This is a genomic window from Thalassospira sp. MCCC 1A01428 (assembly GCF_002115825.1).
Classification (GTDB): domain Bacteria; phylum Pseudomonadota; class Alphaproteobacteria; order Rhodospirillales; family Thalassospiraceae; genus Thalassospira.
In genome coordinates, this window is the sequence record NZ_JFJZ01000008.1 from 121,590 (window position 1) to 133,857 (window position 12,268).

The window sequence follows — 12,268 nt, forward strand, 5'->3', positions numbered from 1 at the left end:
TGCCAAATAACCATCACTGTCTGTCGGATCCAACCGCCCTTATTGCACATCGGCAAGGGCAGGCAAAAGACGCCCGATAATTTCGAACGCTTCATCCACCTGATCAAACGGGATGGTCAAGGGTGCCAAAAGACGCACCACATTGGCATATTCACCACTTGGCATTAACAATAGCCCGTTCTGACGGGCCAGCTGCAATAAAGTTTGCAGTCGTTTTGGCGACGGCGCACCGTCATCATTGACCAGCTCAAAGGCCCGCATGGCACCGATGCCCCGCACGCCGCCAATCACATGTCCGCCTGGCAACAGGCGCAGTTTTTCAACATGATCCACATATCGCTGGCCTAACTGATTGGCCCGGGACAGGATATTTTCGGTTTCCAGCACGTCAAACACGCCGGTTGCGGCCGCACAGGCAACCGGATTACCCGAATAGGTGCCGCCAAGGCCGCCCGGTGCCATCGCACTCATCACATCTTGCGCCCCGGTTAAGGCGGCAAGCGGAAAACCGCCGCCAATGCCCTTGCCCATCACCACAATATCGGGGCAGACCCCGGCATGTTCGATGGCAAACAATTTGCCCGTACGTGCAAAGCCGGACTGAATTTCATCGGCAATTAAAATCATACCATGCTGGTCGCACAGGTGACGCAGGCTTTGCAAAAATGCAGACGAACAGGCGCGAAATCCGCCCTCGCCCTGCACCGGTTCAATCACCACCGCCGCAATTGATTGCGGTTCGGCAACAACCTTGAAAATCCGGGCAATTGCCGCCAGCGCATCCGCATCTGATATATCGGCTTCGCGGCACGGATAAGGCACATGATGCACATTTCCGGGCAAAACCCCCAACCCGGCTTTATAAGGGGCAACCTTGCCGGTCAGCGACAGGGTTGCCAATGTGCGGCCATGAAAGCCACCGTCAAAGGCGATAACGCTGCTGCGCCCGGTAAAGGCCCGGGCCAGTTTCAGGGCGTTTTCCACCGCTTCGGCGCCGGAATTGGTTAACATCGATTTGGCGGGGCCTTCGATCGGGCAATGATCTGCCAGCCAGTCGGTTACGGCAATATAGGGTTCATGGGGCAGCGCGTTAAAACAGCTATGGGTAAAACGTTCAAGCTGGGCGGCGACCTTTGCCATTACCACCGGGTGACGATGGCCCAGCGTTAAAACGCCAATGCCGCCAACAAAATCCAGATAACGTTTACCGTCACAATCCCAAACCACGGCATTTTCCCCCCGGTCGATATAAACCGGGTGCAAGGTGCGAATGCCGGCTGAAACCGACTGTTTTTGTCGGCTCGCAAGGCTGGATGAAACGGCAATATCATCGCGGGGCATTGTCGGTAGCTCCAGTTAAATCCGGGATGAACGGCACAGGCAAAACCGTTCTGTTTCCTGTTTCACAAGGCTTGTTTTTATATCGTAACGTCAGATCACATTAAGCTCGCGCACCGGGGCATTGTCGCGCACACGTTCATAGCCAAACACCGACATATCAAGCGTTTGATAGCGCCCCGTTGCCACCAGTTCGCCCAGCGCGCGGCCCACAGCCGGGCTTTGTTGCAACCCATGGCCGGAAAAACCATTGGCAAACAGAAAATTGGGAACATCGGGATGCGGACCAACAATGGCGTTTTGATCCAGCAGGTTATAGGCATAATGCCCGGCCCAGGAATTGACCACTTTAACCGCCTCGAACCGTTCGCAGCGCTGATACAGGCCGGGCCAGATAATGTCGTCAAACAGACTGTGATCAACCTCGAAATCCCAACATTCGCCATCGCGGTCTGCCGGGGGCTGAATGCCGGTGATAAAATATTCACCTTCGGGTCGAAAATACAGGCCACTTGGGTCAATCAGCATCGGGCATGTGGCAACAATATCGGCAGCATCGCGGCAGTTAAAAACAAAAATGCAGCGCTTGCGCGGCTCTACGGGAATATCAAGCCCGGCCATGCGCGCCACTTTGGTCGCCCCGGTGCCAGCGGCATTAATGACGGTGCCGCAGCTAAATTGCCGCCCATCGGCCAATGTCACGCCGGTAACACGGTTACCGTCGCGCAAAAGGGCTGAAACTTCACCCTCCACGATATCCGCCCCACGCAGCTTGGCCTGACGACGAAAAATTTGCAGCAGGGAATAGGCATCAAACCAGCCCTCGCCGGTGCGCCCCCAGCAGCCGGCAGATAAATCATCAACGCTCATCCACGGGTATTTCGCCTTTAGCTCACCTGGTTCCATCCAGGCAATATCGGCCCCGTGGGCCAACTGGGTTTGATGGTTACTGGTTAAAATATCGCGGCCATCGGGGGTGGCAAGCACCAGATACCCCTTTTCATGCAGGGAAATATCCGCATCCGAGTCCACATCGCGTTTCAGGTTACGCAAAAACTCAATGCCATAACCCGACATTTCAATATTGATCGGGGTTGAAAATTGCTGGCGGATCGAGGCCGCAGAAAGGGCGGTCGAGCAAAATTCATAGCTGGAATCCTTTTCGATCACCAGCACCCGGCCATCAAAATCACTGCGCCCCAACAAATGCCATGCCGCCGAACAGCCGATAACTCCGCCGCCAACAATGATGACATCATAAAACTCGCCACTTACACCCATAAAAGCCAACTTCCCGATAAACATAACGAAACCGGAACAACCATTGGTTTTCCTGAAAATCGTTATTTTTGTTGTTTAACTGCCCGCTTTGTTTCAACGGGGCTGATCTGCAAAATAGCCGATGTTTTTCGACCCGAAAAGCGAACTTGCGACGTGACAATGCCGGTTATGCCACAGGGTTGGTGGGGCCAAACCACAGGGCCTTAAAGGCCATGACAAATGCGATACCCACAGGAAACATAACGACAGACCGTACGTCGCATTTTTCCATTTTATCGCAATCAACACCTTGCAATCGTCACGCGGGCGGCGCGAGGGCGCTTTCCGGGCCGCTCACACGCTAGGCCTTGGCGAAGGGCATCGCAAACGATATATTGGCACGATATCATTCCATTTCGGAATGAAGTATTGAGGCGGGAGTTCCCCGGATGCGTCGTGTTTTACCGTCTTTAACAGCCCTGCAGTTTTTCGAGGCATCGGCCCGCCATCTTAGCTTTACCAAGGCAGCACAGGAACTTAACGTAACCCAAAGTGCGATCAGCCGACAGGTAAGGTCGCTGGAGGAATATCTGGGCCGGGATCTGTTTCGACGCATTCGCCAACGTCTTAAACTTACCCCGGCGGGCGATGCCTATGCCGCCCAGGTGCGCGACCTTTTGGACCGCGCCGAAGCCGCCACGTTGCAAGTTATGGCCTATAGCGGCGAAGGCGGCATGCTAAATGTGGGCACCCTGCCCACCTTCGGGGCGCGCTGGCTGGTACCGCGTCTGGGCGATTTTCGCACCGCCTGGCCCGACATTCAGTTAAACCTGATCACGCAAATCCGCCCGTTTGACTTTGCCGAGGAAGCGATTGATATCGCCATTCATTTTGGCGAGGCAAACTGGCCGGGATGCGTTTTTCACCGCCTGATGGGCGAAACCCTGATCCCGGTATGTGCGCCCAAACTGCTAAAAGACAACGACGATTTACCCATTGCGCGTGACCGCATTCGCAATTGCACGCTGTTACAACACGCCACCCGCCCCACCGCCTGGCAGGACTGGTTGATGGCCGCCGGTGTGCCCGCCGTCGATGATCTGGCAGGGCCGCGATTTGAACATTTTCATATGGTGATACAAGCCGCTGTTGCCGGGCTGGGGCTGGCCTTAATGCCGGAATTTCTGGTACGCGAAGAACTCGACAATGGCCGTCTTCTGGCCCCGTTTGATCTAAGCATCCCCAGTCATCATGCCTATTACGTTGTTTACCCCGAAGAAAAGGAAAGCACCTTTGCCGTGCGCGCCTTTCGCGACTGGATCCTGACCGCCAGTGGCAACAACCCGGTTGGCAAGGTTATTGGTGAAAATCAACAAGGTGACATGGCCCTTGCAAGTGCCTGATCTTTGTTTTTGATTGCACCACATCCCGGCCCCCCCTAATGTTTTTCAGCCCGCAAGCCATATATAACAAAACGGGCGTCAAATTGATCAATCGGGGTAGCACAAAGGGGAATAACTTTGTCGGTCGTGGAGAGCAGCCTTCATCTTTTTCAAATCGAAGCAGAAGACTTCGTAAAATTTCAACGCGTTTCAGATGTTGTATTTGCCCCCATGGGACAAAGGGCAAAACAGTTTTACCAGATCATTTCTGAAAACGTCGCGGTGAAGATCGACGATGCCCGGATAGAAAAGCTGACAGCGCTGCTTGAAACCCACTGGACACGCCTGTTTAACGGCAAGATCGACCGTAAATTAAGTGATCAGGCGGCTGAACTGGCGCAATTGCACGCCGGGGCCGGGGTTTCACCCGCCACCATCATTCTGGCAATGTCCACTGTGCAGCAATCGCTTGCCACCGGCATTTTGGGCCGCTTTCGATGGAATATTGGTCAGGCAGGGGCCCTGGCGACCCTGGCAAATACCACCCTGATGTTTGATTTAAACCTGCTGCTAACCCCAAATACAAACAATACCGCGCCGGGCGCCAACCCCGCCCAGGGCAGCCATGCAAAGGCCCTGTCAGAAACCGAATTTGCCGACAAATTGATGGACCGCACCATGGATATGTCGGTTGCAATCAATGAAGGGGTTATTTCCAACGCCAAAATGATGCGTGGCCTGCAACAGGTTGATCATCGGGCACGCTCCATTTCCAGCGCCATTGATGAAATGGTCGAAGGCATTAACAGCATTAATGAAAACAGCAGCTTTGCCGCCGCCAATGCCGCCGAAGCCATCGAAGCCACGCGCAATGGCCAGGAAACCGTGTCAAACGCTGTTGCCGGAATGGACGATATCGCCAGCGCCGTTTCAGATGCCGCCGAGCGGGTGGGTATTTTGGCCGAAGCCTCCGAAAGGATTGGCGAAATTGTGCAGTCGATCGAAGATATTGCCAGCCAAACCAACCTTTTGGCCTTAAACGCCACCATCGAAGCCGCCCGCGCCGGCGAAGCGGGCAAAGGGTTTGCCGTGGTCGCGGGCGAGGTAAAATCGCTTAGCCAGCAAACAGCCCGCGCAACCGAGGAAATCCGCCAGCGCATTGGCAATTTGCAAGAAGAAATGCGCAATATTGTCGAAGCCATGGCCCGCGGCACCCAGGCCGTAACCAACGGCCAGCAAGTGATTGGCGAAGTTTCCACCCGGATCGAGGATATCGGCGTAAAAATGGGCGATTCGACCCGCCGGATCGAAGATATTTCCCACATTCTGGCCGAACAAACCCGATCCGCCGATGCCGTGCAAAGTGGCATTTCCGAAATTGCCCGCCAGACCGGCGATCAGGTCAGCGCCATTCGCTCCATCATTGACGTGATTGGCAATGTGGAAAGCCTGATCGATGTTCAAATCAGCGAACTGGTGCAATATGACATCCCCAACCGCACCATTCGCAGTGCCAAGGCCGACCATTCGGTTTATTGCAAACAAATCGCCGAAATACTGGCCGGTCTTGCCAGCGAACATGACCCGTCAATGACCAAATCCACCACCTGCCGGTTTGGTAAATGGTATGATGGCCCCGCGTCCGAACCCTTCCGCCACCTTAGCGCCTATAAGGCGATAAAGGCCTCACACCAGACCCAGCATGACGAAGGTGCCGCAGCCCTTGCCGCCTGTCGCAAAAAAGACATGGCCACCGCTCAGGCCCACTTTACCCGAATGGAAGCCGCCACCCGCGAGGTTCTGGAAAAACTGGGTCAGCTTGCCAGCGAAGCCCGCACTATCACCGCACAGCAAGCCTGATCAGGCAAACCCGGCCCGGCTTATAAGGATGTCAGTTGCACCATCCGGGTCGGGCACCGCCCGGATCGGGCTTTCAAATACATCGCTTAGCAGATCAGGCCGCATGACCTGGTCTGTCGGGCCTTGGGCCGCGACCCGCCCCTTGCGCAAAATCACCACCCGGTCGGCATAACCGCAGACCTGGTTGAAATCGTGCAAGATCATCAAAACCCCGGTTTTATGGTACTGTGCTTGCATACGCGCAATCGAGAGCAAACCATGCTGATGGCTAATATCCAGCCCGGCGGTTGGTTCATCAAGCAACAAAAAACGCGCCGGATGGCGGATGCTTTGGGGTGTGTCGCGTGTATCGACCACATCGGATGTATAGGCAGATGAATCCACTCCGGCGCTGTCAGGCATCCCCCATAATTGCACCAGGGCACGTGCCAAATGCACCCGCTGTTTTTCACCGCCCGAAAGGGCGGGATAGGCATAGTCAGCCAAATGGGCAATATCGGCCAATGCGATGGCTTTTTCCACCAGATCGCGGTCAATTTTCCGGGATGATGTTTTACGAAAGGGTGCCCGGCCCAGCAAAACCACATCGCGCACGATGAAAGGAAATGCCATTGCGGCAGCCTGCGGCATCACAGCACGGTTTTGCGCCAGGGCAAGGGCGGGCACATGGGCAATATCAACCCCGTTTTGGGTTACACGCCCTTTATTTGGGGCAATCTCGCCCGCCAGCACCTTTAACAGGGTCGATTTACCCGCCCCGTTGGGGCCTAAAACCGCCAGAACCTCGCCAGGATGAAGGATTAGCGATACATCGTCTAACAAGGTCTGTCCGCGCACGGCAAAGGTCACATTTTGGGCACACAGGGTCATATCCGCCGCCTTTTCTTTTCGCGCATCAAAAGCCCCAGAAAGAACGGCCCGCCCAATATCCCGGTGACCAGACCAATCGGCAATTCGGCGGGTAACACAATAATCCGCGCCACGGCATCGGCACCAACCAACAAAATTGCCCCGCATAAAGCCGATGCCGGAAGCACAATTTTGTTATCCGGCCCGCAAACCAGCCGCACCAGGTGCGGGGCCAGCAAGCCCACAAAGGCAATAATCCCCGAAACCGCCACCGCCGCGCCAACAACAAGGGCGGTGATAATGGTCGCCCGGCGTTTTAAGGCCTCGACCTCAAGCCCCAAATGGCGGGCTTCGGCCTCGCCAAGCAAAAACAGGTTTAAGGGAGTACCCAGCATCAGCAAATATGCCATCCCGGCTGCCATCCCCACAAGGGCCGGCACATCCGCCGGGCCATTGCCCGACAAAGCGCCCATTTGCCAGAATGTCAGGCTGCGCAACTGGGCATCGTCGGCCAGATAGGTGAAAATCCCCACCCCGGCAATCGCAATGGCATTAATTGCCACCCCGATCAGCAGCATGATCGCGGCATCGGTATGCCCGTCCTGGCGCGATAAAACCCTTATCACCCCTGTTGCCAGCCCGGACCCCAAAAAGGCCGCCACCGGCACCCCATAGGGGCCAATAGCGGCATAATGGCTACCTAAAAGGGCATGACCACACACTATCATCGCCACCGCCCCACAGGCCGCACTGGCCGACACGCCAATAATTCCGGGGTCGGCAATCGGGTTCCGAAACAGGCTTTGCATCACGGTTCCCGCAACGCCCAAGGCCGCACCTATCACAATTGCGCGTATGATGCGCGGCAGGCGCAGGCTATCCAGCACGCGGGCGCTAAAATCATCCACGCTGCTACCGGCCAAGCCTGTTTTATCGGCCAGATGCCACAGCACCTTGGCAACCCCAATGTCAGCCCCGCCAACCCCCAACGAAATGACAACAGCAACCTGCAAAAGCACAAACAATGCCAGCAAAGACAGGGCTTTTCGGCTTATGCGTCCCCGCCCGTCCGCGTCATCGCCGATAACATACAAGGCGGACAAAACCCGGCAGGCCTGCTTGAGTGTACCAGCCCCCATTTTGAGCATTGGCAAAGTCATTGCATGGCGTCGTATTGCTGAATTTGCATGGCAAGATCGCGAATTTCACCAACTGAGCGCGGGCCAAAGCCCAAAATGGTCGAGGCCGACACCGTTAACACATGGCCGGCAGCCACGGCCTTGTGCAAACCCAAAACCGGGTCGGCTTGCAACCCGGCCAGCCCGCCAAGCTGATCGAGCGTTGAAGACGTTACCATAACGTAATCAGCGCCGTTGGCTGCGATAATTTCGGGAGAAACGGGTTTAAACCCGTCATACCCTGCCATCGGGTTTTCCCCGCCAATCAACGCGATAATTTCGTTCGCGGTGGTATGCGCCCCGGCCGACATCGGCTGCCCGTGCCCTACCGACATCAAAAACACAATTTTCTTGCGGTTTGCCCCTGTCTTGTTCCCACCAGCCAGATGCTGAAGCGCTTCAATATCGGCTTTCACCTGATGTGCCAATATCTGCCCCTGACCCTCGCGGCCAAGGGCCGTTGCCGCCACCATGATCGCATCGGGCAGGTTTTCAAGGGTGGCAAGAGACGGCAAAACCGTTACCGGAATACCAAGTGCTTGCAGATCATCCAAAACCGCTGTCGGGCCGCTGTCGGCGACGGCAATAACATGGTCGGGCTTCAGGCTGATAATGCCTTCTGCCGCCAGATTGCGCATATAGCCGACTTTGGGCAGGGTTTTCACCTTTTCAGGCCAGGTGCTGGTGGTGTCGGTGGCAACAACTATTTCCCCCGCGCCCAATGCAAAGACAATCTCGCTCGCCGGTGCACCAACCGTCACCACCCGTTTGGGCATATCGGCGGCAAAGGCAGGGAAACACAAACTGACGAAGCCAACCAACGCTGCGATAAAAACACCATAAAACCGCATGATCATCCCCCCGCCTTCATCAATCGTGCGGATGCCAGCCGGGGCATATCTTCGGCCAGCTTTTGCCAATCGGGGTTTTCCGGGTCCTTGGGCGCGCGTTGACCACACAGGATGGCAAAGTTGTTATGCGCGGCGTCATAAAGCTCGATCGTGGTAATTACACCCTCGCGAATCGGCTTGCGCACCAGCCACATTTCCGCCAAATGATCGGCCCGTAAATGCAGGGTAAAACGCGGGTCCATCACATTGACCCAGTTATCCATCACCCGAATGGTGTTGATCGGCCCGGTATGAATTTGAATGGCCCCCGAATTACCAACAAAAACCATAATCGGCACCTGGCGGGTGGCTGCATTTTCCAGCAAGTTTTGAAAATGGGCCGGGTCAAGCTGCTCGGCAAATTCCGCCCCTGCCAGGCGCAATCCCTGATGCCGCCCCAGGTTAAAATCTTTCAACAGGCCGTGAAACTGATGCACGTCTGTCATCCGTGCCCAATGGGCACGCCAGTTTTTAATATCCACATCCTGATCCGCCCGCGTAACCGGGGCGGGCAAAGGCGGCAAAACCGCTATTTCCGGGCTTTGATCGGGCGCGCCAAAATCGCTTACCAATGCCTCATAGGCCGCGAGATCGGATTTATCGGTTAGAAAGATTTTATGGATCGCGGTGCCATCATGACCAAAAAACTGCAAACTGCGGCGCCCACGCGCATTTATCGCAAAGCCAAAACCCCAATGGCCCAAAAACAGCCGTAAATCGACATCGCCATTTAACACCAGCCCCATATCGCCATGAATGCTGACTGCGCCAAATGTGCCGGTTTTTTCATGCACAACACTGGGGTTGCGCGTTAACACCATTACCTCGCCAAGGTCTTCTAGCCGCCTGATCACATCGCCCCAATCGGCATCCATCCTTGTGACCGTGGTTCCGCACCCTGCTGCTACCAGTTCGGCTTCGCTAATCTCAAGTTGCCGCGCAATATCAACGGCATAGCCCTTGGCGGTTCCGGTAGCAAAACCCGTCCAGGCCTTTGCAATATCGGTTAATTCTGGTGTCATATCGTCACTTTCCTGGCGTGATGGATGTTTCCTGCGGCAAAACCGCCTGAACCCATGACGAAGCAATACATCTGTTTTCTGAAACTTATTTTGATAATAACAATTATTATTATCAACAAATGCCAGTTTGAAGCCGCACACCTAAAGAACTAATACAATCGCGTTTACCGGCGCGGCGTCGCTTCCCGGAACAACATTGTTAACAATACAAAACAAAATTTCGGGACGCGAAAGGCAGCATGAAACATTTTACCGTCCCCTCACACCAGGCAAAAAAACACCCCGAAGGCAAAACCATCGGGGTGTTAAACCGGTAACAGAACAAGCGTTAGCGTGACACAATCCTGTCAGGCGACCCGGCCCGCAGGCCGGAAACGAACTGAACCACGACAACTACAAACAAAATAAGCAACGGTATCTGCCAGTTTTGCAAATAATCGTGCAGGGCACCAAACAGGACCGGGCCGGTTGCCGCCAGCAAATAGCCCAGCGATTGGCACATACCCGACAGTTTGGCCGAAGTTTGCGGATCTGCCCCGCGCAAACCGACCAGCGTCAGGGCAATGCTGATCATGCTGCCCTGGCCCAACCCCATGCATAATGCCCATAAATAGGGCATGTCGGTGGTGGCAAAAACGAACCCGGGAATGCCAATGAATAACGGCACATGCAAAACAACCATTGCCAGTTTTTTGTTGGGGATGGCCGAATAAATCAGCGGGGCCAGAAACGCCGCCGGAATGCCAAAAACGTTAAAAACCGTCAAAAGCGTGCCAGCCTCGGCATCCGACATACCGGAATCGATAAAGATTTTCGCAACCCACGCCGTGCCGGTATAAAATACCATCGACTGGCAACCAAAAAACAGACTAAGCCACCACGCCTCGCTATTACGCCACAGCGATATACGCGGCGAGGCCCCTTGTGCATGATGATGGTAACGCAGCATTGGCAACCAGCACACACAGCCAATGGCAGCCACCACCGCCCACACCCCCAGCGCATAACGCCAGTCGCCATCCATGCTGTTGCGCAAGGGAACCGCGCTAAAGGCAGCAATCGTCGCCCCGCTGGACATAACAAAGGTATAAAGGGCGGTAATCAACGCAACCTTGCCGGGGAAACTGCGCCGTACCAGCGACGGGGTAAGCACATTCATCACGGCAATGGCAGCACCAAGCACAATGGTGCCAATCACCATCACCCCATATTGCCCGCTGGCGCGCAACCCCTGCCCCACTGCCACCAGTGCCAGCATCAAAACCAGCGTGGCTTCAAGACCAAACCGCTGTCCCAAACGCGGCGCAAATATCGATAACACACCGAAACAAAGTACCGGAATGGTGGTGAGAAGCCCCAACTGCACCCCTGATAACTGCAAATCAAGACCAACTGTTTCGGCCAGCGGCCCCATCACAACGATGCTGCCGCGCATGTTAAACGCCAGCAACAGCAAGGCCGCCAAAAAACCCAGATGCGGCGCAACACGGCGAAACCCGCGCTCTGCCTGATCGGTCGCGGGCAAGGATGGATTTGGAGAAGAGCGACGATGTTCAGATACCGCAGGGGACGAAGCAGACAATTTGGGATCAGACATGGAAAATACTGTCCGTTAAGCAGGGCCAGATGACAGGGCCAAAAATTTAAACAGAATGAAAGGTAGCAGGCATGGCAGCCTTAACCGGATGTCATGCCCATCAGGCCCGGGATAATCCCCCACAACACCCGTACAGCAATGACCAGAAACAGGACTGAAATCAACCGTTCAATAATACCGGAATTGCGCCGCAACCACGGCAAAACCGCCCCATGCGAAAACCCGACTGCCACCAGACAATACCATGCACAATCAATGCCCGCCGCCGTCAGGGCCAGCCATATTTTAGCGGTCCAACTGGCATCAGCCGAGACAAACTGGCTAAACAAAGCCAGAAAAAACAATGCAATTTTGGGGTTTAAAAACGCAATCATAAAGCCATCACGCGCAGCATGGCCCAGCGTATCGGCAATGGCACCGGGGTGATTGTCATTTTGAAAACGTGCGGCACTGCCTGCCCCGCGCCAGGCTTTAAATGCCAGCCATGCCAGATAAAGCGCCCCCAGAATGCTGACAGCTTCGCGAAACACCGGCACGGTTTGAAACAGGACACCCAGCCCCGCCATCGTGATTACAGCATAAAAGCCAATTCCGGCACCATGTGCCAGCGCACAGGCAAAACCGGCCCGCCGTGACTGCCCAACTGAATGACGCAAGACAACAGCGAGGCTGGGCCCCGGTGTCATTGCCCCCAAAATACAAATGGTGGCAACCGACAGCCACGCAGTGAAAGTCATAACGTTTCCCCGGCACTTCTTTTTAAACGGTTTAAGTAAGTGACAGAAAGCTATCTGCCTGTGCAAACGGTTTCAACGCAAATGACGTCCTTCAGACGTATAGGCAACCACCGAAATCACTCCGTTTTGGCCCCGGTTGCCAGCTGTTCGGCGTG

General features: G+C 55.2%; 10 protein-coding genes. 2 read left to right on the top strand and 8 right to left on the bottom strand.

The window, feature by feature from the left end; translation table 11 throughout:
- Window positions 1-39 precede the first annotated feature (39 nt).
- Window positions 40-1,341, bottom strand: a complete 1,302-nt coding sequence (locus tag THS27_RS09140) for an aspartate aminotransferase family protein (protein WP_085590041.1) — start codon at window positions 1,339-1,341, stop codon at window positions 40-42.
- 90 nt (window positions 1,342-1,431) lie between these two features.
- Window positions 1,432-2,619: an FAD-binding oxidoreductase gene (locus THS27_RS09145; RefSeq protein WP_085590162.1), complete on the bottom strand. Its 1,188-nt coding sequence runs from the start codon at window positions 2,617-2,619 to the stop codon at window positions 1,432-1,434.
- A gap of 428 nt (window positions 2,620-3,047) precedes the next feature.
- Here THS27_RS09145 and gcvA point away from each other — a divergent pair, with 428 nt between their 5' ends.
- Together gcvA and THS27_RS09155 are read left to right on the top strand one after the other, a co-directional pair.
- Window positions 3,048-4,001: a transcriptional regulator GcvA gene (gene gcvA / locus THS27_RS09150; protein ID WP_085590043.1), complete on the top strand. Its 954-nt coding sequence runs from the start codon at window positions 3,048-3,050 to the stop codon at window positions 3,999-4,001.
- 126 nt (window positions 4,002-4,127) lie between these two features.
- Window positions 4,128-5,840, top strand: coding sequence for a methyl-accepting chemotaxis protein (locus tag THS27_RS09155; protein ID WP_246832909.1), 1,713 nt, complete (start codon window positions 4,128-4,130; stop codon window positions 5,838-5,840).
- Here THS27_RS09155 and THS27_RS09160 read toward each other — a convergent pair whose 3' ends face one another.
- The 6 genes from THS27_RS09160 to THS27_RS09185 form a co-directional block, all read right to left on the bottom strand.
- Window positions 5,841-6,710 carry a heme ABC transporter ATP-binding protein gene (locus THS27_RS09160; protein WP_085590047.1) on the bottom strand — a complete coding sequence of 290 codons (870 nt, stop codon included), beginning with the start codon at window positions 6,708-6,710 and terminating at the stop codon, window positions 5,841-5,843.
- Window positions 6,707-7,849 carry an iron ABC transporter permease gene (locus THS27_RS09165; RefSeq protein WP_246832905.1) on the bottom strand — a complete coding sequence of 381 codons (1,143 nt, stop codon included), beginning with the start codon at window positions 7,847-7,849 and terminating at the stop codon, window positions 6,707-6,709. The genes THS27_RS09160 and THS27_RS09165 overlap by 4 nt, the downstream gene beginning before the upstream one ends.
- Window positions 7,846-8,718, bottom strand: a complete 873-nt coding sequence (locus tag THS27_RS09170; RefSeq protein ID WP_168184860.1) for a hemin ABC transporter substrate-binding protein — start codon at window positions 8,716-8,718, stop codon at window positions 7,846-7,848. Before THS27_RS09170 ends, THS27_RS09165 begins: the two co-directional genes overlap by 4 nt.
- Window positions 8,719-8,720: 2 nt before the next feature.
- A complete protein-coding gene (locus THS27_RS09175; RefSeq protein WP_085590051.1) occupies window positions 8,721-9,779 on the bottom strand; it encodes a hemin-degrading factor in 1,059 nt (352 codons plus the stop codon).
- Between the two features lie 328 nt (window positions 9,780-10,107).
- Window positions 10,108-11,376: an MFS transporter gene (locus THS27_RS09180; protein ID WP_085590053.1), complete on the bottom strand. Its 1,269-nt coding sequence runs from the start codon at window positions 11,374-11,376 to the stop codon at window positions 10,108-10,110.
- An 80-nt stretch (window positions 11,377-11,456) separates the two neighbouring features.
- Entirely contained in the window at window positions 11,457-12,113 is a 657-nt protein-coding gene (locus tag THS27_RS09185; protein ID WP_085590055.1) for a LysE family translocator, read from the bottom strand.
- Between the last annotated feature and the right edge of the window lie 155 nt (window positions 12,114-12,268).